Source organism: Sediminibacillus dalangtanensis, assembly GCF_017792025.1.
Taxonomy (GTDB): domain Bacteria; phylum Bacillota; class Bacilli; order Bacillales; family Amphibacillaceae; genus Sediminibacillus; species Sediminibacillus dalangtanensis.
In genome coordinates this window covers 557,617-579,168 of the sequence record NZ_CP046956.1, presented here as the reverse complement: position 1 = coordinate 579,168, position 21,552 = coordinate 557,617, and the positions used below count along the sequence as shown (strand labels likewise).

Genomic DNA, 21,552 nt, shown 5'->3' with positions numbered 1-21,552 from the left:
CACCCATTAATTTCTCCAACAGGCGGGATGTTATCCGGAGGAATCCGGCAAGAAACTTATCCAATTGGACCAGTAATTTCCAAGCAGGAATAAAAACGTCCTAGACGTCCTAAAATAAGTGGAGAGCGCTCATTCTGTGTGTTTCAGCATTTTTTGGTGGGAAACCGGAAACGGATACTGCTCCAGCGCTTCCGCTGCAACAAACCGGCTTGAATCGCGGACCAGGTTTCCTCCTGTGACCTCCGCTTCCATGACTTGGACATCCCAAATTAAGTGGGAAAACACATGCTTGATCTCGTCAACCTGCCCGCTAATTTCGATGTCGACACCGTACACCTGGCGGAACCATTGGGCGGCATGCTCTTCATCTGTTTCAGCTAACGGTGCCATCGGAAACTGCCAAAGGCTTGCGAGCAAACCGGTTTCCGGTCTTTGTTCGATCAAATAATTACCCTGTTTGTCCTTTACAAGGAACGCAAAGTAACCAACCTGTTTTTGTTTTTTGGCTTTGGTTTTCACCGGGAGGTCCTGCTGGATACCTTCGGCGAACGCCCGGCAGTGGCTCTGAACGGGACAGAGCATACAGGAAGGGGTGGTCGGCGTACAGACAAGCGCCCCCAGCTCCATCAGCCCCTGGTTAAAAGCGGACGGATCCTCATGCGAAATGATCGCTTTAACGGCGGATTCAAATGTTTTTCTTGTTTTCGGCTTGGCGATATCTTCATCAATCAAAAGCACCCTCGACAACACGCGCATGACATTGCCGTCGACAGCCGGCTCCGGCTGATCGTAGGCAATACTGAGGATTGCCCCTTTGGTGTACGGTCCGACGCCTTTTAGGGCACCAAGCTGTTTTGCATTTTCCGGCACTTTACTGTCATAGGACGCAGCGACTTCCTTGACTGCGTTTTGCAGATTCCGCGCACGGGAATAGTAACCTAGACCTTCCCACGCTTTCAATACTTCCTGCTCGTCTGCTTCTGCCAGATCATCAAGTGTCGGGAATTTTTTCATAAAGCGTTGGAAATAAGGAATAACGGTATCTACTTTGGTTTGCTGAAGCATGATTTCGGATACCCATACTTTGTAAGGGTCTTTATTTTCACGCCAGGGAAGCTGACGCTGTTCCTGATAAAACCAATTGATCAGATCGGCTTGAAATCCAGCCGTATCGAAATGATTGATCGTTTCTTCAACTTGTTCGTTTTTCATTGTTTTTCATCCTTCGTGGTACAATATCATTAGCACGATCTAGCGCATGCTCAGGTCATGTGGTTGAAAAAGAGATTCGTATCAGCGGAAAACTGCAATTGTTTTCATCTCATACCAACAATCTTTACAATAAAACCAAAGATTCAAACCTGTGCAGGCGTAATGCCTGCTTGAAACGTGATATACACAAGCAGTTCATCTGCTTTATACTACTATTAACTGATTAAAGGAGGGCCGTACTGAATGGATACTGGAACCCACATCGTCATGGGGGTTGCGCTCGGCGGCCTGGCTACACTTGATCCGGCCGTTCAACAAGATCCTGCTTTGTATAGTGCCGTCATGATCGGCACATTAGTCGGATCACAAGCACCCGATTCGGATACCATTTTAAAATTGCGAAATAATGCTGTTTATATACGACATCATCGTGGGGCTACCCACTCACTTCCGGCAGTCCTGTTTTGGGGAGTTGCCGTTGCAGGCCTCATTCACGTATTTATGCCGGACGTCAGTTTTCTGCATTTATGGGTGTGGACCTTTCTGGCGGTGATCCTTCATGTTCTTGTCGATGTCTTTAATGCGTATGGCACCCAGGCTTATCGGCCGTTCACACGAAGGTGGGTCGCCTATGGATTTATCAATACGTTCGACCCGTACATTTTTACAATGCACGTCATTGGTATTGTCGCATGGATACTAGGAGCTGACCCTGGTTATACATGGCTGCTCATTTATTTCGTGATTTTTCTCTATTATATCAAACGGTATCTCGACAAACGGGAAATCGTCAAGAAGGTGAAGCATCATATTCCGGACGTGGAACAAATCGTCACATCGCCTACGATGAAACAAAACATTTGGCGGATTGCCGTAACGGCAAAAGACCGTTTTTATGTAGGCAGGGCCGAAAACGGCCATATTGAATTCATTGACGAGTTTGAAAAAAAGCCGCTGCCGGAAGATGAATTGACAGATATGGCCTTGCAGGACAAAAATATTTCTGCATTCCTGTCTTTCTCACCGGTACACCGTTGGGAAATCAACTACTTTGATGACTTTACCGAAGTACGGTTTATTGACCTGCGCTATCGTTCAAAAGGGCATTATCCTTTTGTCGCGGTTGTCCAGATCGATGACAATCACCGGATTATGACTTCCTACACGGGCTGGATATTTTCCGAGAAAAAGCTTCAGCGCAAACTGGTGATCGAGGATTCTCCCTCCCCTTTCACGTGATAAGAAAATCGAAAGGGCCTTTTACCCCTGAAAAGCTTAAGAAAAACGGAAGGCTGGAAATCCCTTTATCGGGTACCAGCCTTTATTTATTTTCGCTATTGTTTTTGCGCTCGAACATCCTTGCGTATTTCGGATTATTGGCCAGAAACTCGTGCAGTCGCGGACCATATTGATCGATCCAGCGTAGTACGATCTGCTCGGTGACGTCTTTTCCCTGATACTTTTCTCCGGCTTTCGCCCGAGTGGTGTCAAAGTCCTCCCAAAGCAGTTCTACCCATGTTCTAGCTTCGTCACGGCTCAATTGTTGATTAGTTTCGGCAAGTCGTTCTGCCAGCCGCTCAAACCGTTCTTGCATGTCACTCACCCTTTATCAAAGAGAATCGCGTAAGTTCCGGCATCTGGTGATGCGGTCCGTACCGGTAATTATTGTACCACATAAGCTCCCTGGTTACGTAAAAACTACGAATGCGCAGCTTTCAGACAGCGCACAATGGATTGACGGGACGGAGGGGATGCGAATGCGGAATAAAAAGTACGGTTTACCTGATATGCGCATGGACAGCAAACCGCGCGCCAAAGGGCGATACAGTCCGAAGCGGGCGGATGGCTCGATCAACACCGAACCACAGGAACGCATGAAAAATTCTGCACACCGCTGAGGAGGAAACAGCTATGGCCAGAAAGCCATTTGCCGAAAATCTCTACCAGGATCCTTTTCAATCACCACGGGCAAACCCGAAACGTGCCAGCCAACAAGTGAACGGTGAAACCCGTAAAAGCCAAAAGGACATCATCATGGATGTGCTCAAGAAAAAAGGCTGACATACAGCAGTCCCTGCCATATGGCGGGGACTGTCCCTTTCCTGCTTAATCCAATTTTTTTCCGAGCATCGAAATCGGGATCGCTTCCTGTTTCTCCACCATTTCACCTAACAGGTTGATCCGGTTGCCCCAGGCAAACCTGCCATTGATATAACTGATTTTGAAGGTATGGCCCGGATCCTGCTGCAATTCATAGGTTTCCCCTGCAGCATAATCCTCCGGGTTCATCATATATGCCAGCGCCATCTGTATTTTTCTTTCATGGATGGCGAATTCACTTACGTTACCCAATTGCTCTGCTTTTTGCGCTTTTTCTTTCAAAGCTGCCACTTCCTCCCGAAGTTCTCCCACGGTGTACTCACTGTATCTCTTCTCCACTCTCGATAACCTCCCCCACACTTGATGCATTTCCTACTTCTGTTTCCATTTTACCGCATTGTCCGTTGACCACAAAATATCTTTTACTTTGCCGATTCTTCCATCCGCTTTCCTCCTCTTATTTACACTACCCATACCGACTGGTAATATATAGTGAAAATCACCGTAGAAGGATTAAAGATTTCACTTTGAGCTCGTTCTAGTTGTTGCAAAAATTTAAAAACGGACTGCACATGAGAGGAGGAAAATCATGTTTTATACCCTCGTATTCCTGTTAATCATGTTCATCATTCTGTTCACCCAACAGTCTAATGGGCGCTTGCGGACAGGTGCATTGATGTTTGCGTTTTTCGGAGGTATCTGGCTGAAACAATGGAAAGACAAGGATCCATCTATGCTTTATTTTTCCGTCTCCCTTGCCGGGCTCGCTTACTACCTTTTTCACTATTGGAAATGGAAACGAAGCAGTACACAAACAAAGCGAGAAGCTTCCTGACTACAGTGAATCATTCTGTCTATATTTGTAATCGTTTATTTACACTATTAATGATCGGACCCTTTCTTCCTCAAATCCCCTTTGTCTGAATGCGCTTGCAAACTGTATAATCGAAATTGGTTATATACATAAGCGCCAGATTGGCGTAAAAGGAGCCAAAACTATGCTCAAACTTTTTGTCACCGATCTTGATGGTACATTGCTTGGAAAGGAAAATCATATTCTGCAGGAGGACATCGACGCTATTGCCGGTCTGGTAGATAAGGGCGTGGAATTTGCTGTTGCTTCCGGAAGAATGGACCGCGATATTCTCGAAGTATTTAAACAGGTTAACCAAACGGGGCACCGGGTCAGCCAGAACGGCAGCTTCGTTTATCATGGGCAAGATGGACTGGTACACACCGAAACATTTCCCGAAGCATTGAGCCGGCGTCTGCACCAGGCGATAGCGAAGTATCCTGTCGTTTATTCTGTATCTACAGCGGATGATGTATATGTAGCAGAAAAAACGCCGGAAATCGAAGCGTTCGAGCACTTGCTTTATTTTCCTGTCAAAGAGGAGAAACGGCTGGAAGCTTATTACGGCGAGACCGTGTTCCCTGCCAAATTCACCATTCACGGCGAAACCGAAGACATCCTCAAAATCAAACAAGAAATCACGGAAGAATTCGGTCCGGTCATGGAGAGTTATCTGTCCGATGCCCATTGTGTCGATTTCGTTCCTAAAGGAATCAGCAAAGCACTCGGCCTGCAACGCCTCATTGAAAAGCTAGGTATTACCGCAGAGGAGATTGCTGTGATCGGCGATTCTTTCAACGATGTGCCAATGCTGGAAATGACACCATACAGCTACGCGATGTCGACTGCGCATCCTGAAGTCCAAAAAACCGCAACTCGTGTCGTCGATCACGTCCACCAGGCAATAAACGATTTGAAAGAACGCGGGATTTATTGAAGGACACCAGCAGCCCGCGGAATTCCGCAGCTGCTTATTAACCCTTTTCATATAATCCCTGGTGGTCGTTCGTAGATTGTATTAGCCAAGAGTAGGAGATACTAAAAAAATGGCCGCCATAGAAAACCAGGCTGTAAATAGCACAGCCTGGTTTTATTCTGCTTCTTCCACATATTCTTCGATAAAGCGATCGATTTCTTCGAACCCAAAGCCCTTCCGGTAAAGTGCACCCTTCAGCTTTTGTTTGAGCTGCAGCCCTTCGTCTTTTTTCGCATACTTGCGCAGCAGCTTTTCTCCCTGGTAAACGACCGCCTGCCATTCAGCATCGTTATCGTCGTCGGTGTCCACTTCCGCCAGCACATCTTTGATGACATCGCCGGTAAATCCTTTTTGCATCAATGTTTTCTGCACATTTTGCAGCTGTTCGCGGAACGACTTCCTGCCGTCGAGTTTCATCTTTTTCTCCATCCATTTCAACGCCTTGTTATACTGATCCTGATAGGTATAAAGCTGAATCGCTTCTTCGACAATCGCAGCGGATACGCCTTTATCCAGCAGTTCTTTTTTGACGAGCAACGGCCCTTTGCTCGTCGTATTCTTTCGGGTCCGTACAAGGGAAGCAGCAAACTCCCGGTCATCAAGAAACCCTTCCCTTACCAGTCGGTCGATGACTACCGGAATTTGTTCTGGTTCGACTTCTTTTTTGACTAGATAATCGTGAATTTCCTTTTTGGAGCGCATTCGATAGCTTAAATAGTTCAATGCCAGGGTAAAGGACTTGTGGATGTTATCTTTTTCAATCAGCGCGTTAATTGTCGGCTCGTCCAGTTCCATTCCTTTGCGCAGCTGGAAGGAAATCAAGATATCCTCGTCGACGCTGAATGCGTATGCATCTTTGTTATTTCGGTCAAGGAAAATATTATAGCGGTGTTTGTTTTTCTTCTGTGTGGTTATCCGGGATATAGTTGCCAACGGGATTCACCTCCACTCTTCATTTTAGCACGGAAGGAAATCACACACACGCATCGAAACATCGTATAATAAAGATATCTTACTCTTACATACTAAAGGAGGCCATGATATGAACGTTGCAATTACGGGAGGAACAGGATTTGTCGGTCGTCATCTAATCAACCAGCTTGTCGAAAGAGGGAGCCATGTCTACGTATTGACGCGTCATCCGGAAAACCACCGCAACACGGATTCGGTTACCTATATTGGATGGCTGCAGGAACACAGCGAACCGGAAGCCGAACTGCCGGCACTCGATGCGTTTGTCAATTTAGCAGGCGACTCGATTTTTGGTTATTGGACGGAAGAAAAAAAGCAAAAAATCATGAACAGCCGCCTGAAGTCTACCGAAGAGGTAATCCGGCTTCTCCGGACACTGCCGGAAAAGCCCCATGTTCTGGTCAATGGTTCGGCAATGGGGTACTACGGTACATCCACCACCCAAGCTTTCACAGAAAAAACGGTAGAACCGGGCGATGATTTTCTTGCAAACGTTGCAGCCCAGTGGGAAGCCAAAGCAGCGGAAGCCGAAACGCTCGGCGTCCGCACGGTTTATGCGCGATTCGGTTTGATTCTTGGCCGCCAGGGTGCCCTGCCGTTGATGTCACTGCCTTTCAAACTAATGGCAGGTGGCAAGGTCGGAAGCGGCGAGCAGTGGGTTTCCTGGATTCATATCGATGATGTAATCGAATTGATCCTGTTCGCCCTCGACACCGACGAAATAAGCGGCCCCCTGAACGTCACCGCTCCAAAGCCGCAGCGCAATAAAGATTTCAGCGAAACCTTGGCAAAGGTGCTCAACAGGCCTTGCTGGCTGCCTGTACCCGAAAAACTGATGAAGACAGCACTGGGAGATATGAGCGAGCTGGTACTAAAAGGTCAGACTGTACTCCCTGCAGCAGCTCAAGCCCATGGGTATGCCTTTCAATATCCGTATCTGGAACCGGCATTACGCGATATATTTTCTGCATAAACCGCCCACCTGCATGCAGCACGCTCCGAGTGCGAAAAAGTTGTCGGATATTGCCTGAAGATTTTTGTTCCCTTTTTGCAAATTTTTGTGTACTATATTCTTGTAAAAAGCGGCTGTATTTTCCCATCTGTACAAAGGGAATAAAAATAGAAAATGGGAAGGCAAATGGTGCGCCACCAGTTTGACTGGTTCTAGTGGGTTCGATTCCCACCCCGAATTTTTGTTGGTAGTTGATAAAAATTCGAGGGTGAGGCGGACCACTAGCGATTCCTAGTGTTACTTTCATCCTCTCCACTAATAGGAGGGATTTTTTTTATGCTGAAAAAACGAGACTTACACGAGGTGCCCCAATTATTCGAACTGATGAGCCATCCGAAGGTGTTTCCATACGTCCGCCACAAAGCATTTTCGATGGATGAATTTTACTTTTTGACTAAACAGACAATCGAACAGGAAGAAGCCGGCATGCTGTTGTCGCGCACGATTCTGGATGAGTACCAGCAGCCGATCGGCACCATCAATTTATTTGATATGAGCGATAACAAAGGCTTTCTGGCAACATGGATCGGCCAGCCCTTTTTTGGCAAGGGCTACAACCGGATTGCCAAAGAGCAATTTTTGGAAGAAGTATTCACCTTGCACGGGATGGAAGCGGTGTTTATCAAAATCCGCCAGACTAACGAACGTTCGATGCGGGCTGCCCTGAAGCTGCCATACCTTCTCTCTGGACAATCCGCCTACCCGGATGTTTATCAAGCCATTAATGCGCACTATGATGTTCCCGTGTACGATTTGTTTGTCATCACTCCGACAAGCTATTTCCTCCATCATCAGCCGGTCGAAGTAAGCGAAGGGGAAGCCGTCGTATAAAGGAAGCGTTTTGGGAAACGCTAGAGGAAAAGCCTGTATCTTCCCTTTGGACGGCGGGCGATTCGAAAGCGAGGGATTCGATGAGCAATAAGCGAGGCGTCAACGATCCAAAGAACACGTTATCTAAAACCCAGCAAGTGCTATATCAAAAAGAATTCAAGACAGCAGATCGAATGTATGCTGAAACAAAAAAGCGGGTTTAAGTTTGTCCAGGCAGGGAAAACCTTCACTGTAGCCCAGTAAATTGTGGGCAAAGGTTATCCACATGGTTGTGCACAGTGTTGATAAGTGTCTGAAATAGTTGAAGTAATTAAACTTTGATTGTTGATGAAAATCTTATTAACTTTTTACCAATTATTGTGGATAATGTGGAAAATATCCACAAACCGTGTGTATAACCGGTTTGATTTGTGGATAAGCTTGTTAATAAGAGATTGTCCTACTCCAAACGTTTTCCCGATTCCTCCCCTTTTCGGTTAAGAGTTCGACAATCTGAAAAAAGAAGGCTTTCGCCAGTAAATTGGCGAAAGCCTTCTTTTTTTAAGGAGAACCAAGTGGGTGGGTCGGCATCTCAGCTATACCAGTTTTTTTATGTAAAGGATAAATCTCCGTCTATTCGCCTGCCCAGCAGCTCACGCGCACTTCGCAATGCTTCAGCAGCTGTTTCACCAAAACCGTAACCCGCTGCAATACCGGCACATTCCAATTCCAATGCTGCCTGCCAAACCGCTGTCTTTGTCGTACCTGGAAGCATGACGGTGAGCGTCCCTTCCAGCTCCTGTTTCACCGACACCTCTGCGCTGTCCATTCTCAATCCATTCACCAGCCATTCCGCCATATTCTTACCTTCTTCTGGGTATAAAGCAAGACAGCCAATCATCCTTTACTTCCTCCTTTTGTTCTATTTGGTAACATTTTACTACATGTTCACTAATAGAACAACGGTTTCCGCACTTTTTCTACTAATAATGTTACGATAACGATTAACAAATACGAGTTGCGAGTGATTGCCGGATGAACTATGAACAACTAGCATACAATTTGAAATATTACCGCGAACAATCGGGCTGGACACAGAAGCAGCTGTCTGAAAAAATGAATGTTTCCCGCTCTGTCGTAACCAAATGGGAAAATGGCACCGTCCTCCCCGATCTCAAATCCATCATTAAACTTAGCAGAATTTTTGATATATCCGTCGATCTGATTGTCGGCATCGATACACCACGTGAAGACGTACTAAAGGAGTTCAATCGACTGTATAACTCTACAGGCGAAGCCATTGACGAGGAGACCCTGGAAATTTTCGACTACATAATCAAACACCCGCAATTCAAGCAGCAGGTGAAACAGATGAAGGACCTTCCCGTTAAAAGACAGAAGGCGATTCACCGGATGATTGCCAGTATGGTCGAGGAATTCAGCCGGGTATAACGGTATCGGAAGAAAAGCTGGCCGCCTGCCCGTTCCGATAAAAAATCAGACGCCTGGCGAACCTGTAGGCGATGACGAAGGCATGTCGCATTTATACTTCGTTCTTGAAAATTAAAGGTTGCAATGATCCACCCTAAAACGTCATTATGGCGTTTTTTTTACACAGAGGGTGGAGTAAAACGGCGAAGGATTGGCGCCGAAGCTCAACAGCAGATTAGATTGCAATGTAGGCATGAACGGCTTTCCCTCCACTCTTCGCTCTCTTTTCATCTTCATAATCCACATGAACAGCTTTTTCTGGTTTTCCCATCCACTTTCTCCGCTTTAAAATAAAAAAAGCCCGGTTTCCCGGGATTATTTATGATTATCCTGTTTTTTATCGAATTTTTCGAATACCTTGTTGACAACATTATCTTTTTCTTTCTTCTCTGCCTCTTCCTGTTCAAATAGAACCCGGTCATTGTCCGGCAGTTTGAAATACTCTTCTCTACGGGACTGTTCATCCTTCAAAGCCATTTGCTTCCTGCCCCTCTCCTTTTATTTGCCATCCGGGAAAACGGCTGCAGTGGTTAAAACGGCTGGTTAATTTCCGGATCATAATAATTTTTCCGTTTGATCCAGACGAAACCGTCTCCCTTGGTGATCACAGCAACATCAATCGGCGGTCCGACGGATTCCGTCGCTCTCGTCAGCCTCTTCTTGAAGGAAGTAAGATTGACCAGAGCTTCTGCCATTTCCGCCAGTTCTTCTTTCGGAAGCGACCTGACGATGCCGAGCAACGGCCTAACATATTGATCCTGCTGATATTCTTCCACTGAATCTTTGATCGACTCATATAGTTCATTACCCATTTTCTTCATGGTTCTAACCTGTTCCGTCGAAAACTTGATATTCAACTGCTTCTGAATATGTTCATGATAATCTCCAAGCACCCGGTCGATGATGCCGAACATTGCGTCTTCCATGTTCGGTTCTATTCCGCCCATAAAGGAATCGACCATTTCTCTTTGAGCAAACGCCGTGATGCTTGCTGTACCTGCCTGTTTATCATTGGTATAGGTGATTTTCCTTTCCCGGAGCTTTTTGTATTTCAAATTTCCGAACACAAACCCTTCCAGTCGATATTCGAGCAAATGGGGGAAAATCTCTTTATCACCGTATCCTGCAATGACAAGACCAGTGCTGCCTACGCTGAAGAAATCCTTTTTGACCGCTTCGAAGGCTAGTCTGGTCAGCTTTTCTTCGAGCGAGTCAGGTACCGTGTAAACAATCAGTTCTTGTTTGATTTCCGATATGACGTGTTGAAACTTTTCCTTGAATGGGGCATACTCGATCTCCAGAAATTCTTTCTCCATTTCCGCATACGTTGTCGTCTGTTTTTCAACTTCCATAATAAGTAGCTCGGTGACTTTTTCGTCGGTGACGTCTTCCCCTTCGCTTTTTCGGCTGTTGACATCTTCTTCGACATCGCGGACTATTCGTTTTAGGAGATCTGAAAAGGTCCTATGTATGATGATCTCTTCAATATCCTCTGCTTTAAACCGGTCATCCCGGTTCAAAAAAGAAATAAAATCAGCAAAATAATCGCTGACATCATCAAAAGTACGGTCTTTTAGTTCCGCTCGATAAGATTTGATGATGACCTCCCAAGGAACTTCCATAAAAGAAGCTGCACCATATACCATAAATCCGATGGAATGATGCCTGGATAGGGAAAAAAGCTTGTTGGCAGAGTTATACACCTTCTGCACACCTTCCCTGCCGCTCGTCACAGCACTGTCGGCAGCAAGCGACATGCCCAGCTTGTTCATGATGGTCACTTCTGCAGTCATCTACTTCACGCCTTTCCCGATAAACTTTTTTCTATTTTATATATCCCAATCAAAACGGGTCGAAACGTTAAGGGCAGTACGACAAAAAATGTATAAGCATCTGGATTGCTACCAAACATAGGGAATAATTGGTATGGAGAATGACCTGTAAGTTGTTTCTCCTACTATATGACTAATCTATTGTGCTTTTCTGCGTCAAAAGATACAATTGTCCGAGGAAAAGGCCGTTTGCCTTACATTCAAATCGGGAAATGTTATAATTGAGTACGGGACTGGAAAATAACGTTCGGTCCTTAGCTAAAAGGAATGACAACAATGGATAAGAAATCAATCGAAGCAGAAATTGCCAGCTATACTGGAAAGCTATTCAGAGAAAATTTCGGCAAAGGCCCATCATCCATTTATGTTTCGTTTGTCCGGCCATTTATCACCATTCATCTTCGTGATTTTCTGGCACCAATGGAAAAAGTGCTCGTCAAACAAAACAACAATTTAAAGGTTCAAGAAACACGGGATTTGTTGATGCAGGAACTGCTTCCTGATATCAAGGCGACCATCCGGACAACGGCAAAAGTGGAAATCAGCAATATTTATTACGACTGGTCTTTGGAAAACAAGACCGGCATCATTATTGCAGAGATGGCAGAAAGAGAAATGGAAAACGATAATGACTATTTAAGCTATCCAAGCCGGGAACAGGTGCATGAGGAAATTGTCCGCTTCAGTGAAAAGGCGCAAAAGGCTCCGCGCAGCTTGCATTCACTGATGCTGAATCCGAGGACACTGGTAATCGTCCGGGAAGGAATCCTGGTACGGATTGAAAAGGAACTGATAGCTGCCGGATTCGAGGAACAGTTGAAGCTGTCCAAACGCCGGCTGGAAAAAAGTTTACTGAATACTGATTTGCTGGAATCGTTGCTTGGAGTCCAAATCGAGGACGTGTTCGCCGATTGGGACTTCTCCTTGGATAAAGGCTATATCATTATTATAATGAAACCAGAAAAATAACAGGTGGAAATGAGCTGGATGCTGAAAGCCAGACATAAGCCGGAAAGGAATGAACTCCTTTTCGGCTTTTTATTTTGTAAATTTTTCCAATCTGTATAGCAAAACAATCCATTCGACGGTTCCATATGTTAAACTGGGGGAGTAGATAACGTGTATAAAGTAACCGGGTTAGTAAAAGGCGGCATACGAATAGAGTTTTATCAAGATAATAAGGAGCTGCTATTCGACACATACGACGAGGCAGCTGCCTTTATTGAGAAAGCAAAACGAGAAAATACGCTGCCTGATAACTATCAGTTGCTTATTGAGGAAGTCGCCAGGTAATTTTACCGGTGTGAATGAAACTTTTAGCAGATAGCTTTCGTATACTTAGTAAACCGCACTAACAAGGACGTGTTTACATGTATACCCAAGAACTACAGCAGAAGGCCTCAGCGAACTTAGAAATTTTTGACGAACTGAAAGCAAAGTTGAAATGGAAAGTTTCAGACCAGCGGATACTGATGATGGCCGCTTCCATGTATGTTGTAAACGGGAAAACGTTTGATTACGGAAGATTTGTCCGCCTAGCTGACTATATAAAACAGGAAGTGGGGATGTTTTCCTCGCTGAAATCTCATTCCAGATTCACCATTGCCGCGATGCTCGATGTCCGGTTTGCGAATCCCCGGGAAAAATTCCAGGAATTGCGCAGGATATATAAAAGGCTGATAGAGACAGGGTTCCGTCGCGGAATCTTCACCTATATTTCCGCCATGGTCCTGCTTTCCCATGCAAAGGAAAACGGCGATTTCAGCGATGACATTCTCAAGACGGATGCGATGTTCCAAAAGATGAAGGACGAGCACAGTTTTCTTACCTCCAGCAGTGATTATCCACTGGCAGCACTGCTGGCTCAAAACGATGGCACTGTAACGGAATTGACCGACCGGACAGAAGCGTATTACGAGCGGCTGAACAACCAGGGGTTCCGCAAGGGGAATGACTTACAGTTTCTCAGTCATATCCTGACATTGGATGAGCATGTCGATGTGGATTTGCTTGTCGAGCGTACATCCCATATTTATCAGGCTTTTGGACAGGCAGGAATTAAACAGAAAACCAAGTTTTATCCGGAGATGGGCATGCTGGCACTGCTGCCGGAGGATCTCGTCGAGTTGGATGTCATCAGTCAAATTATCGATGAGTTAAACAAACACAAGTCATTCCGTTGGCAAAAGGATATCACGACCATCCTAGCCATCAATTTGTTCATGAGCGAAAAGCTCGCAGATTCATCCCTGCTGGAAACAAGCCTTTACACCACGATGGAAACCGTTATACAGGCACAACAGGCAGCCATGCTTGCAGCTGTTGCAGGAGCCTCAGCTGCGGCTGCCTCAAGCAGCAGTTAATGACGGGCAAGTGATAACAAAAAGAAGCCCCCCCCCTATTTGGAGGCCTCTTTTTGTTACTTTTAGGATTTTTCCCGAAAGGTTCTGTGTACAAAAGAGCCTACAATATTTTTTTTTACAAGGTATATAATAAAAATTGGTATTTTCTATGTTTTCCGCTAAACTAATGGCTAGATAACTATCATCGTATTATTCCTTCAACATTATTTAGGAGGATAAGTATGTTTTTTAAGACTAGATTAGTACCCTTCATTATTTTGTAAATGGTGACATCTGGCTGCAGCCAAAACATTACTGCAAGTTACATAAAAGTAAAACAAAAACATGAAGATTCCACACACCATTCATATTCTATAGAAGTTATAGATCCATTTGATAAAGAGGAGAAAGAGTTTACTATAAAAATCAAAAATGAGAACACATGGAATTTAATCGAAGAAGGGGAAACGTACTTTGGTTCCTATAACACGGAGACTTAAGTAACGGCGCTACGCTAAGTCAGATTAAGCAAGTCTCCGAGCCTGAACAGAACGTCAGTAAATAGTAAAAGAAGCCTCCTATTTGGAGGCTTCTTCTGCCAGTTGCTGAAAATACTCTTTTAAATAAGCTTTCAGTTCTTTATTTTCTAAATCAGCAATCTCGGAAACGGAAAAAGAGATGGTCTCCTCTCCTTTTTTATCATAGACGTAAAAAGTAGGATCTATGTTTCGGATTGTCGCCGTTTCCATGCTGTTCATTTTCACCATCATATAACGGCTCTCCGATACCGTTTGGTCTTCCATATCCTCAACCCCCTTGTCCATATTATAATATAGTTGTTCCATTACGGAAATTGTTCATTCCAATTTTACCTTGATACCTTATTCCTGCTTTTTGTTGTCTTCTGACCCAATCTCTCCTTTTTCTCCTTCTCTTTACCTATTACCATTTCATCATTTTTCTTGGTTCACAAAGGCTTTACACCAACTATATCTAGTTTTAAAAGAAGGATGCTAGCTTGATAGTAGAGGATTCTTCAAAGACCTGTCAGCACACGGACCCAAGGAGGAATGATTGTTTTGCAAAGGAAGCCTTCGAATTTGGATAGGAGAGATTTTTTAAAAGTCGGTGGATTAAGTACGATCGCATTGTTGGGGACAACCGGGATTCTCTCTTTCCCTGGTACTCAATCGCTAATGGCCGCCAGTAATAAAAACCAGGACAGTATCTTTAACGGCTATGGCAAACTACAGAAGGATCCCGGAGGCATTCTCGATTTGCCAAGTGGATTCCAATACCGGATTATTTCCGAAGAAGGGGGACAGTTATCAGATGGACGTCCGATCCCTTCTGCATTTGACGGCATGGCAGCATTCCCCGGCAAGCATAACTCTACTGTGCTTGTCCGCAACCACGAATTGACCGGAAATACCTCCTACCCGGTTATCGGAAAAAATCCGTACGACAAAGACAATACTGGAGGAACTACTGCTTTGGTAGTCGGGCCGAACCGGAAAGTGATCGATGAATATGTTTCTTCATCCGGCACGATCCGCAATTGCGCGGGGGGCGGGACACCATGGGGAACATGGCTCACCTGCGAGGAAACCTTAGAAAGGGGACATGGCTATGTATTTGAAGTGGATCCGAATGATCCGGAAAACAAACGGTCACGTACTCCTATTCGGGAAATGGGCGCCTTTTCCCATGAGGCATGTGATGTCGATCCCGCTACCGGAATGGTGTATTTAACAGAGGATTCCTCTCCAAGCTTTCTTTATCGTTTTATTCCTGTCGATCCAAGTCCGCGGCCAGGCGCACTGCAAAAAGGCGGAACTCTGCAGGCAGCAGCATATGAAGAAACGCCAAACCGTCATGCGGAGTCACTGTATCCGCATAAAAAGTATAACGTCATCTGGAAGACCATTAACCCGGAAAAAGCCAGCGATGATGCGGAAGCAAAGGGATGCATCCAATTCAGCAGGCTGGAGGGATCGCAATTTTCTGCCGGCGTTTTCTGGTTCAGCGACACTTCCGCAAGAAGCAGCACAGGCGAGCAGGGCAGGATTTACCGGTACATTCCTGCGACCAACCAGCTTGAGCTATTTTATGAAGCAGCTAGCGCCAATGAAATGGAGATGCCCGACAATCTCTGCATCACCCCCTGGGGAGATGTCTGGTTTGTCGAGGATGGTCCGGGAAATGACCGTGTAATGGGAATCACTCCGGAGGGACAGGTCTATCAATTTGCCGAAAACAAGTTAAATGATTCGGAACTTGCCGGTCCAACTTTTTCACCTGACGGGCGCACGTTCTTCGTCAACATGCAAACACCCGGAATCACCTTTGCAATTTGGGGGCCATTTGCCCGGAGAAATGCAGGCCGACAACGCCAGATGGCTCACGCCGCACCACCGGCAGGCTTAGGTCCTTCCGTTTCCGGAGAGCTTACAGCTTTTGCCGAACAGCAGGGCATGTCAGACTTGGAAGTGGCTGCCCTGGAGCGCCACGGCGTTCCTATACTATAGTCAGGAGGATAAACATGCTGCAAAACATCGGTATTCCTGGTTTGATTTTGCTGGTCATTCTTGCGTTGATCATTTTCGGTCCATCAAAGCTGCCAGAAGTCGGCAGAGCTTTGGGGAGTACGCTAAAAGAATTTAAAAAGTCTGCCAACGAGCTGGTAAGTGACAACAATCCGGAGCCCCCCCTCCCTTCCTCTCAGGAGGATGATCGCGAAAGCCAAACAGAAAACAGGTGAATCCGCTCAGCTTGCAAGGAAACTTTTTGTTTTCTGCAAGCTTTTCTTTTTCCTCCTAGTTTCACATATGAAGATTGATTCTCTTTTTCGTTTGTGGTCCTGTTTTAAGCATAGCCGCTCCTCCTTGACTGCATATTTTGGAAGAATGTATTTTTTGAAGCGAACCAACAAACTCCAGGTATGATAAAATACAATTATCGGATTTTATGGAGGGATAGTTATCCGTAAATTATTGACCGTTATTGGCAGTTTGCTGGTTACATTGTTAATCGTACTTTTTCTTTCTCAGGTTTTAAAATCACACCAGGAGGTACAAAATCCCAGCCCAGAGGCACCTTCTTTCCAGCTGCCCACGCTTGCCGGGCATATTGTCAACAAGGAAGACTTTCAAGGAAAAGCATTAATGGTGAATTTCTGGGGAAGTTGGTGCGAGCCTTGTCAGCGGGAGATGCCCGTTTTGGAAGCAGCCTCCCGACAATACCGAGATTCCCAGATCGTATTTTTAACAGTAAATGCAGGTGAAAATAAACAAATTGTTGAAAGCTTTTCCGAAGAAAACAATCTACAGCTCCCTATCTTACTAGATAAAGGACAGAAATTAATGGATAAATATCAAGTGAATTATCTTCCAAGCACTTACTTTATCGATGCGAACGGAAAGATAGTCAACAGGCACGTGGGTGAACTAACAGAAGAGCAGCTATATGTATATTTAGAGGAAATAAAATCAGTACATTAGGAGGCAGTCTATGAAAAAAACAATAGAAAAGCAGAAATATTTCACCTGGCTCCTCCTTTTTGTTCCTGTCGGGGTGGTCATCAGCGCTCTTGATTCTCTTCGCTCACCGCATCCTCTCCTTTCCCTGTATAACATGGATATTGCTATTCTTCTCGCTCTCTTTATTTACGCATTGTCCGGCTACTACTACCAGCTCAAGAAAAACAATACAAAACGATAGCCCCTCCTCCTTCGTAAAAGCGGATCATCCGCTTTTCACTACGCTGCCATGATAGAATGATGGAAAGGAAAGATCATTAAATAATAGAAAGCGGTGACAATATGAGCAAGCGTAAACTGATAATCGCACAAAACATTGAAAAAGAACTCCAAGACCAAGTGGAAAACCTTGTACCAGATTGGGAGGTGATTGTCGGAAAAGAGAAAGAAACGTGGCAGAGGCACATCCAATCGGCAGAAATCATTGCCGGCTGGAAAAAAGACATGAACGAATCGCTGAAAGCCGAATCCAATCTTCGCTGGGTGCAAAGCTGGAGTGCCGGCGTGGACAGCCATCCTCTCGACCGGTTCGCAGAACGTAATGTCGCTTTGACGAGCGCAAACGGCGTGCACGCTTATCCGATTTCCGAGACGATTTTCGCGCTCATGCTCGGCCTGACAAGAAAGATTCATGCCTATGTCCGCAATCAGCAATCAAAAACATGGGCCCATGAACAGTTGAAATTGGAAATACACCGGAAAACAGCCGGCATTATCGGCATGGGTGCGATTGGGAAAGAAACAGCCAAAATTGCCAAAGCATTCGGCATGAAGGTAATCGGCGTAAGGCATTCGCAAAAACCGGAGGAGTTTGTCGATGAGATGGTCACCACGGAACGGCTGAACGATGTTCTACCATCGTGCGACTATGTCATCGTCACGGTGCCGCTCACCAGCGAAACACGTCATTTATTCGGAAAAGAGCAGTTCCATTCCATGAAACCCTCCAGCTTTTTCATTAATATCGGCCGCGGAGAAGTCGTCGACGAGCCCGCCTTGATGGAAGCCTTGAAAACGGAAAAAATCGCCGGCGCAGGGCTGGATGTATTTGAAAAAGAACCGCTGCCGGAAGATAGTCCGCTCTGGGAGCTGGAAAATGTCATCCTGACGCCGCACTCGGCCGGTTCCACCGAACATTATGACAAGCGCGTAATCGAAGACATTTTCATTCCCAATCTAAAAGAGTATCTCAAAGGAGCAGCACCTTCCATCAACCTTGTCGACTATGACAAAGGATATTGACGGAGAAGGAAGGATGCCATACTTTCTGAAGTTAAACGGGGTCAGTATTCTTTATGCATTAATGGCACTGATTCCAATCCAACTGACTGCAAACATTTATCGAATATACCGGTTAACCGGGTGGAAGCCGACAGTCGTCAATGGAACACTTCTCGCCGTCACGCTGACACTGTTCATTGTGGGGACGATTGGCATATTTCTATTAAGTGAAAAATGGCTGAAAGGCCGAAACGCCGGTTTTTGGACAGCAGTATTGTGGATTCCGTTCTTTCTCATTTTTACTTACTGGTTTGCCGGGTTGTTTCCTATCACAAACCCGGGTGATCAACCGAACCCTGCATCCGGGGTGATCATTTTGTCTGGATTATTCGCATATCCGTTTTATATTTTGATTCTAACCTATGTAAACGCTCCGGAAAAATCGAAGAATCCAACCATATAAAAAAGGCGTGCCAAACCACATCGGTTTGCACGCCATTGTTTTTCCCTCGTTATGCTTTCCGGAAGGCCCTTCTCTCCGCATATGGGACACACTTGTAGCAAACGAGAACCTTTTCGCCGTTATCATTTATATATTCAGTCGGCCTTACTGCTTTCTGGCCGCACATTGCACACTTTTTCTTCTTAAAAAGGTTGAACATAAAAACAATCCTCTCTATCGTTTTTACACCTTTATTTTACTAGCAAAAGCGTCAATGCTCAAATCAACGGCCTTTCAGCACATGCTGCTTAGCCACTCTTGAAGAACAACCGCTTGGTTATGCGCTGTATCTTTCGCCGCATATACGAGTGTCACAGACTGATTTTCTTTGATGATCGCTACCAATTTATCGATTTGCTCTCTCTTTGTTTCGTCTGACTCCAATTCCTGGATATATTTATGTTTGAATTCCGGAAACTTTATCGGATCATGCTGGAACCATTTCCGCAGTTCGGTTGACGGTGCAAGCTCTTTCAGCCAATGATCCACTGCCGCTTTTTGCTTCGTAAGACCACGAGGCCAAATCCGATCTACCAAAACGCGCACACCGTCTTCGTTTTCCGGTTGCTCATACACCCGCTTTCTGTTAACCTGCACCGTTAGCCCTCCTCTTCATCTGTAAAGCTGTGTTTGCTTTCCATCTGCCTCATAAGTACGATATTTTTTGACTACATGTCGAAGTAATCCCATGGTTACGGTCAACCAAGCTGTCATGGCGACATATACCATCACCTCCGGGATGAAGAACAAAAAATCCAGATGAAGCACCGTAGCTAAATAAAATGTGCTGATTGTGTACATCGCAAGCGGAAACACCATCCCCCACTGCTGCGGTTCATAGCTTAGCGGGTAACGATGGTACAAGTGCCGCCATATAAACAAAATCAGCAAAAGCGGGGTCCACCAGGTCCCGAATACCCAGAAAAATAGGGTGAATCCCGTCAGAAACGGCCGGATTGTATCAATCAGCTGCCAACTGGCGCCATGTAGCAACAGGGTACAACCAGCCATCGTACTGATCGCCACTGCCCCCATATTGATCCAATAAGGCGGGGTAAGTTCCGCATGCTCCATCCTCAGAAAAATGAACCTGTAAAAAATCAGCGTAATCAGGATGATGTACAGCATGCATCCGAGCAAATGAAAGCTCAGAGTCAGAAACAACATCAGCTGCTTCCCGGTTTCCAATGTTTCTGCTAACAAACTGCCTAAAATGGATAAGGACTGGACTGCCACAACAGCTAAAAGCCAGGCGCCATTTATTCCCATTTCCAGCGTGGGCGTCGCCTTTCGCACCGTGACAATGGTAAAAAAACTATACATGATGGCCAACCATAAAACGAGGCCGACTACCCACAGCCAGAAAGCCAGATAGGCGTTCCCCGTTACAATGATCCATTGACTGCCCAGCATACATGTACCAGCAATCAACGTAAAAAAACCAGGCCCTTTCGCATGGTTGGCAAAATCTGCAGCCAAGAGCGGAAAGTATCCGATCAGCCGAATGAGCGTCAGCAGCCAGAGCAGTGGATAAACGACTATATTAAATACCAATAAGGAGGTGGCAATCCACCCGATGCCAAGTACTTCTGCAGCAATCGATAAAGCTCCGGTCGCCATTACCATGGCAAAACAACCGGGAAACAATTCCGATGCAGTTTGTTTGATAAATGCCTTCATGCTGTTCACCTACGATTCCGTTCCTGCGTCCCGTCTTTTTACATAAAACAAAACACTGCTCTTATTGTAAAACGTCTACTGCCACTCTGCAAAGGGAACAGATTGGCACTTGTTATATTGGTTTATTGCAAAAGCCCCAAGGGAATCGCTGAAATGACGGAAAAATCATCAGGATGGAGGAAACCAAGTGTCTGCTGGCAGTATCATTATTGGAATTGTTTATTTGATTGTCCAATTATTCTCCAACAAAATCATCGCTTCATCCCGGCTTGGCCCTGAACGATGGCTTTCATTTTCAGGCGGGATCGCCGTTTCTTACGTATTTGTCTACGTCCTGCCATCTCTGCATAAACAACAAGAGGACTACGGAGACAAAGCCGGTGGATTGACAATGGAAACGGAGCTGTACTTCATCGGACTTATCGGCGTAATAGTCTTTTATGCCATCCACAAAGCAGCGGATAAAGCGGAGAGGGAACACCCCAATGGCGAAGGCCGCTTCTTTTGGATTCAAATCGCTTTTTTCTGTGTCTATAACATGCTGATCGCCTTTATTGTATTTGGAACGGATATCGAAGGGGTGGAAGCAGCTTTTTATGGGGTCGCAGTAGGATTTCACTATATGGCCGTCTCACATGACTTATGGCGGGAAGACGCCCTCCGCTATGAAAAATTCGGTCGCTACATTTTGGCATTCGGTATTTTTACCGGCTGGGTAGCCGGAATTGCCGTTCCATTCCCACCGTTTGTACTGGCGCTTGTATACGCATTTATTTCCGGAGCGATGATTTTGAATGTGTTAAAAAAAGAACTACCTTCCGAAGAAAACGCTCATTTGCCGGCCTTTTTAATCGGAGCCCTAAGCCATACGGCGATCACCTTAACGTTAAAGTATATCTTTGACTGGTAAAAAGCAGCTGGGAAAAAAGCATAGTAACAAAAGCGATAACCTAACGATATTCGAAAATGCTAAGCATTAGCTATCGTTGGGTTTTTTGTCTTCCCTATCC

The 21,552-nt window shown here is 45.4% G+C and carries 29 protein-coding genes; 19 read left to right on the top strand and 10 right to left on the bottom strand.

Features of this window, described 5'->3' with window-relative positions:
* Positions 1 to 129: 129 nt before the first annotated feature.
* Positions 130 to 1,212, bottom strand: a complete 1,083-nt coding sequence (gene mutY, locus ERJ70_RS03070; protein ID WP_209367113.1) for an A/G-specific adenine glycosylase — start codon at positions 1,210 to 1,212, stop codon at positions 130 to 132.
* Between the two features lie 243 nt (positions 1,213 to 1,455).
* Between mutY and ERJ70_RS03065 the strand changes: the two genes are divergently transcribed.
* The gene (locus ERJ70_RS03065; RefSeq protein WP_209367111.1) at positions 1,456 to 2,451 is read left to right on the top strand and encodes a metal-dependent hydrolase; all 996 of its coding nucleotides are present in this window, start codon (positions 1,456 to 1,458) and stop codon (positions 2,449 to 2,451) included.
* A gap of 82 nt (positions 2,452 to 2,533) precedes the next feature.
* On the opposite strand, the gene ERJ70_RS03060 is transcribed toward ERJ70_RS03065, so the two are convergent.
* On the bottom strand, positions 2,534 to 2,806 hold the full coding sequence (locus tag ERJ70_RS03060; RefSeq protein WP_209367109.1) for a YfhJ family protein: 273 nt from the start codon (positions 2,804 to 2,806) through the stop codon (positions 2,534 to 2,536).
* 157 nt (positions 2,807 to 2,963) lie between these two features.
* On the opposite strand from ERJ70_RS03060, the gene sspK reads away from it, so the two are divergent.
* A complete protein-coding gene (gene sspK / locus ERJ70_RS03055; protein WP_374099746.1) occupies positions 2,964 to 3,110 on the top strand; it encodes a small acid-soluble spore protein K in 147 nt (48 codons plus the stop codon).
* A 13-nt stretch (positions 3,111 to 3,123) separates the two neighbouring features.
* The gene (locus tag ERJ70_RS03050) at positions 3,124 to 3,273 is read left to right on the top strand and encodes a YpzG family protein (RefSeq protein WP_074600353.1); all 150 of its coding nucleotides are present in this window, start codon (positions 3,124 to 3,126) and stop codon (positions 3,271 to 3,273) included.
* A gap of 45 nt (positions 3,274 to 3,318) precedes the next feature.
* On the opposite strand, the gene ERJ70_RS03045 is transcribed toward ERJ70_RS03050, so the two are convergent.
* Positions 3,319 to 3,651, bottom strand: coding sequence for a YfhH family protein (locus ERJ70_RS03045; RefSeq protein WP_209367107.1), 333 nt, complete (start codon positions 3,649 to 3,651; stop codon positions 3,319 to 3,321).
* 250 nt (positions 3,652 to 3,901) lie between these two features.
* Here ERJ70_RS03045 and ERJ70_RS03040 point away from each other — a divergent pair, with 250 nt between their 5' ends.
* Both ERJ70_RS03040 and ERJ70_RS03035 read left to right on the top strand, forming a co-directional pair.
* Entirely contained in the window at positions 3,902 to 4,147 is a 246-nt protein-coding gene (locus ERJ70_RS03040) for a hypothetical protein (RefSeq protein ID WP_209367106.1), read from the top strand.
* Between the two features lie 163 nt (positions 4,148 to 4,310).
* A complete protein-coding gene (locus tag ERJ70_RS03035; protein WP_209367104.1) occupies positions 4,311 to 5,102 on the top strand; it encodes an HAD family hydrolase in 792 nt (263 codons plus the stop codon).
* Positions 5,103 to 5,255: 153 nt separating this feature from the next.
* Here the strand turns inward: ERJ70_RS03035 and recX are convergent, their stop codons facing one another.
* The gene (gene recX, locus ERJ70_RS03030) at positions 5,256 to 6,074 is read right to left on the bottom strand and encodes a recombination regulator RecX (RefSeq protein WP_209367102.1); all 819 of its coding nucleotides are present in this window, start codon (positions 6,072 to 6,074) and stop codon (positions 5,256 to 5,258) included.
* A 109-nt stretch (positions 6,075 to 6,183) separates the two neighbouring features.
* On the opposite strand from recX, the gene ERJ70_RS03025 reads away from it, so the two are divergent.
* From ERJ70_RS03025 to ERJ70_RS03015, 3 genes are all read left to right on the top strand, one after another.
* Positions 6,184 to 7,086: a TIGR01777 family oxidoreductase gene (locus tag ERJ70_RS03025; RefSeq protein WP_209367100.1), complete on the top strand. Its 903-nt coding sequence runs from the start codon at positions 6,184 to 6,186 to the stop codon at positions 7,084 to 7,086.
* Between the two features lie 315 nt (positions 7,087 to 7,401).
* Positions 7,402 to 7,956, top strand: coding sequence for a GNAT family N-acetyltransferase (locus ERJ70_RS03020; protein WP_209367099.1), 555 nt, complete (start codon positions 7,402 to 7,404; stop codon positions 7,954 to 7,956).
* A gap of 80 nt (positions 7,957 to 8,036) precedes the next feature.
* Complete coding sequence (locus ERJ70_RS03015; RefSeq protein ID WP_083334884.1) at positions 8,037 to 8,159, top strand: YfhE family protein; 123 nt, start codon at positions 8,037 to 8,039, stop codon at positions 8,157 to 8,159.
* 386 nt (positions 8,160 to 8,545) lie between these two features.
* On the opposite strand, the gene ERJ70_RS03010 is transcribed toward ERJ70_RS03015, so the two are convergent.
* Complete coding sequence (locus tag ERJ70_RS03010; protein ID WP_209367097.1) at positions 8,546 to 8,836, bottom strand: hypothetical protein; 291 nt, start codon at positions 8,834 to 8,836, stop codon at positions 8,546 to 8,548.
* A gap of 134 nt (positions 8,837 to 8,970) precedes the next feature.
* Between ERJ70_RS03010 and ERJ70_RS03005 the strand changes: the two genes are divergently transcribed.
* Positions 8,971 to 9,387 carry a helix-turn-helix domain-containing protein gene (locus ERJ70_RS03005; RefSeq protein WP_209367095.1) on the top strand — a complete coding sequence of 139 codons (417 nt, stop codon included), beginning with the start codon at positions 8,971 to 8,973 and terminating at the stop codon, positions 9,385 to 9,387.
* Positions 9,388 to 9,741: 354 nt separating this feature from the next.
* Here ERJ70_RS03005 and ERJ70_RS03000 read toward each other — a convergent pair whose 3' ends face one another.
* Complete coding sequence (locus tag ERJ70_RS03000) at positions 9,742 to 9,903, bottom strand: hypothetical protein (RefSeq protein ID WP_209367093.1); 162 nt, start codon at positions 9,901 to 9,903, stop codon at positions 9,742 to 9,744.
* A gap of 53 nt (positions 9,904 to 9,956) precedes the next feature.
* The gene (locus tag ERJ70_RS02995) at positions 9,957 to 11,219 is read right to left on the bottom strand and encodes a hypothetical protein (protein ID WP_209367091.1); all 1,263 of its coding nucleotides are present in this window, start codon (positions 11,217 to 11,219) and stop codon (positions 9,957 to 9,959) included.
* Between the two features lie 315 nt (positions 11,220 to 11,534).
* Between ERJ70_RS02995 and ERJ70_RS02990 the strand changes: the two genes are divergently transcribed.
* From ERJ70_RS02990 to ERJ70_RS02980, 3 genes are all read left to right on the top strand, one after another.
* On the top strand, positions 11,535 to 12,227 hold the full coding sequence (locus ERJ70_RS02990) for a Na-translocating system protein MpsC family protein (RefSeq protein ID WP_209367089.1): 693 nt from the start codon (positions 11,535 to 11,537) through the stop codon (positions 12,225 to 12,227).
* A gap of 150 nt (positions 12,228 to 12,377) precedes the next feature.
* Positions 12,378 to 12,551 (top strand): hypothetical protein, encoded by a 174-nt coding sequence (locus tag ERJ70_RS02985; protein ID WP_209367087.1) that lies wholly within the window; start codon positions 12,378 to 12,380, stop codon positions 12,549 to 12,551.
* 77 nt (positions 12,552 to 12,628) lie between these two features.
* On the top strand, positions 12,629 to 13,621 hold the full coding sequence (locus tag ERJ70_RS02980) for a DUF4003 family protein (protein WP_209367085.1): 993 nt from the start codon (positions 12,629 to 12,631) through the stop codon (positions 13,619 to 13,621).
* Positions 13,622 to 14,178: 557 nt separating this feature from the next.
* Here the strand turns inward: ERJ70_RS02980 and ERJ70_RS02975 are convergent.
* Positions 14,179 to 14,403, bottom strand: a complete 225-nt coding sequence (locus tag ERJ70_RS02975) for a hypothetical protein (protein ID WP_209367083.1) — start codon at positions 14,401 to 14,403, stop codon at positions 14,179 to 14,181.
* Positions 14,404 to 14,700: 297 nt separating this feature from the next.
* Between ERJ70_RS02975 and ERJ70_RS02970 the strand changes: the two genes are divergently transcribed.
* The 6 genes from ERJ70_RS02970 to ERJ70_RS02945 all read left to right on the top strand — a co-directional run bounded on the left by ERJ70_RS02970 (position 14,701) and on the right by ERJ70_RS02945 (position 18,823).
* Complete coding sequence (locus ERJ70_RS02970) at positions 14,701 to 16,128, top strand: alkaline phosphatase PhoX (protein ID WP_245208103.1); 1,428 nt, start codon at positions 14,701 to 14,703, stop codon at positions 16,126 to 16,128.
* Positions 16,129 to 16,142: 14 nt separating this feature from the next.
* Positions 16,143 to 16,361 (top strand): twin-arginine translocase TatA/TatE family subunit, encoded by a 219-nt coding sequence (gene tatA, locus ERJ70_RS02965; RefSeq protein WP_209367081.1) that lies wholly within the window; start codon positions 16,143 to 16,145, stop codon positions 16,359 to 16,361.
* Between the two features lie 262 nt (positions 16,362 to 16,623).
* Positions 16,624 to 17,100, top strand: a complete 477-nt coding sequence (locus tag ERJ70_RS02960; protein WP_209367080.1) for a TlpA family protein disulfide reductase — start codon at positions 16,624 to 16,626, stop codon at positions 17,098 to 17,100.
* 10 nt (positions 17,101 to 17,110) lie between these two features.
* Positions 17,111 to 17,320, top strand: a complete 210-nt coding sequence (locus ERJ70_RS02955; protein ID WP_209367079.1) for a hypothetical protein — start codon at positions 17,111 to 17,113, stop codon at positions 17,318 to 17,320.
* Positions 17,321 to 17,421: 101 nt separating this feature from the next.
* Positions 17,422 to 18,381 (top strand): D-2-hydroxyacid dehydrogenase, encoded by a 960-nt coding sequence (locus ERJ70_RS02950; RefSeq protein WP_209367078.1) that lies wholly within the window; start codon positions 17,422 to 17,424, stop codon positions 18,379 to 18,381.
* 13 nt (positions 18,382 to 18,394) lie between these two features.
* On the top strand, positions 18,395 to 18,823 hold the full coding sequence (locus ERJ70_RS02945; RefSeq protein ID WP_209367077.1) for a hypothetical protein: 429 nt from the start codon (positions 18,395 to 18,397) through the stop codon (positions 18,821 to 18,823).
* 273 nt (positions 18,824 to 19,096) lie between these two features.
* Here the strand turns inward: ERJ70_RS02945 and ERJ70_RS02940 are convergent, their stop codons facing one another.
* Together ERJ70_RS02940 and ERJ70_RS02935 are read right to left on the bottom strand one after the other, a co-directional pair.
* Positions 19,097 to 19,459, bottom strand: coding sequence for a DUF488 domain-containing protein (locus ERJ70_RS02940; protein WP_209367076.1), 363 nt, complete (start codon positions 19,457 to 19,459; stop codon positions 19,097 to 19,099).
* 15 nt (positions 19,460 to 19,474) lie between these two features.
* Positions 19,475 to 20,542: a tellurite resistance/C4-dicarboxylate transporter family protein gene (locus tag ERJ70_RS02935; RefSeq protein WP_245208102.1), complete on the bottom strand. Its 1,068-nt coding sequence runs from the start codon at positions 20,540 to 20,542 to the stop codon at positions 19,475 to 19,477.
* Positions 20,543 to 20,729: 187 nt separating this feature from the next.
* On the opposite strand from ERJ70_RS02935, the gene ERJ70_RS02930 reads away from it, so the two are divergent.
* Positions 20,730 to 21,452, top strand: coding sequence for a DUF3270 family protein (locus tag ERJ70_RS02930; RefSeq protein ID WP_209367073.1), 723 nt, complete (start codon positions 20,730 to 20,732; stop codon positions 21,450 to 21,452).
* Positions 21,453 to 21,552: the final 100 nt, after the last annotated feature.

Bases quoted from the DNA above. Each gene is read 5' to 3' on its own strand.
- sspK (WP_374099746.1), top strand. From the start codon at position 2,964: ATGCGAATGCGGAATAAAAAGTACGGTTTACCTGATATGCGCATGGAC.
- ERJ70_RS02950 (WP_209367078.1), top strand. From the start codon at position 17,422: ATGAGCAAGCGTAAACTGATAATCGCACAAAACATTGAAAAAGAACTC.
- ERJ70_RS02955 (WP_209367079.1), top strand. From the start codon at position 17,111: ATGAAAAAAACAATAGAAAAGCAGAAATATTTCACCTGGCTCCTCCTT.
- mutY (WP_209367113.1), bottom strand. From the start codon at position 1,212: ATGAAAAACGAACAAGTTGAAGAAACGATCAATCATTTCGATACGGCT.
- ERJ70_RS02995 (WP_209367091.1), bottom strand. From the start codon at position 11,219: ATGACTGCAGAAGTGACCATCATGAACAAGCTGGGCATGTCGCTTGCT.
- ERJ70_RS03035 (WP_209367104.1), top strand. From the start codon at position 4,311: ATGCTCAAACTTTTTGTCACCGATCTTGATGGTACATTGCTTGGAAAG.
- ERJ70_RS02990 (WP_209367089.1), top strand. From the start codon at position 11,535: ATGGATAAGAAATCAATCGAAGCAGAAATTGCCAGCTATACTGGAAAG.
- ERJ70_RS02945 (WP_209367077.1), top strand. From the start codon at position 18,395: ATGCCATACTTTCTGAAGTTAAACGGGGTCAGTATTCTTTATGCATTA.
- ERJ70_RS03025 (WP_209367100.1), top strand. From the start codon at position 6,184: ATGAACGTTGCAATTACGGGAGGAACAGGATTTGTCGGTCGTCATCTA.
- ERJ70_RS03040 (WP_209367106.1), top strand. From the start codon at position 3,902: ATGTTTTATACCCTCGTATTCCTGTTAATCATGTTCATCATTCTGTTC.
- ERJ70_RS03015 (WP_083334884.1), top strand. From the start codon at position 8,037: ATGAGCAATAAGCGAGGCGTCAACGATCCAAAGAACACGTTATCTAAA.
- ERJ70_RS03000 (WP_209367093.1), bottom strand. From the start codon at position 9,903: ATGGCTTTGAAGGATGAACAGTCCCGTAGAGAAGAGTATTTCAAACTG.
- ERJ70_RS03060 (WP_209367109.1), bottom strand. From the start codon at position 2,806: ATGCAAGAACGGTTTGAGCGGCTGGCAGAACGACTTGCCGAAACTAAT.
- ERJ70_RS02935 (WP_245208102.1), bottom strand. From the start codon at position 20,542: ATGAAGGCATTTATCAAACAAACTGCATCGGAATTGTTTCCCGGTTGT.
- tatA (WP_209367081.1), top strand. From the start codon at position 16,143: ATGCTGCAAAACATCGGTATTCCTGGTTTGATTTTGCTGGTCATTCTT.
- ERJ70_RS03005 (WP_209367095.1), top strand. From the start codon at position 8,971: ATGAACTATGAACAACTAGCATACAATTTGAAATATTACCGCGAACAA.
- ERJ70_RS03010 (WP_209367097.1), bottom strand. From the start codon at position 8,836: ATGATTGGCTGTCTTGCTTTATACCCAGAAGAAGGTAAGAATATGGCG.
- ERJ70_RS02975 (WP_209367083.1), bottom strand. From the start codon at position 14,403: ATGGAAGACCAAACGGTATCGGAGAGCCGTTATATGATGGTGAAAATG.
- ERJ70_RS03065 (WP_209367111.1), top strand. From the start codon at position 1,456: ATGGATACTGGAACCCACATCGTCATGGGGGTTGCGCTCGGCGGCCTG.
- ERJ70_RS02980 (WP_209367085.1), top strand. From the start codon at position 12,629: ATGTATACCCAAGAACTACAGCAGAAGGCCTCAGCGAACTTAGAAATT.
- ERJ70_RS03050 (WP_074600353.1), top strand. From the start codon at position 3,124: ATGGCCAGAAAGCCATTTGCCGAAAATCTCTACCAGGATCCTTTTCAA.
- ERJ70_RS03020 (WP_209367099.1), top strand. From the start codon at position 7,402: ATGCTGAAAAAACGAGACTTACACGAGGTGCCCCAATTATTCGAACTG.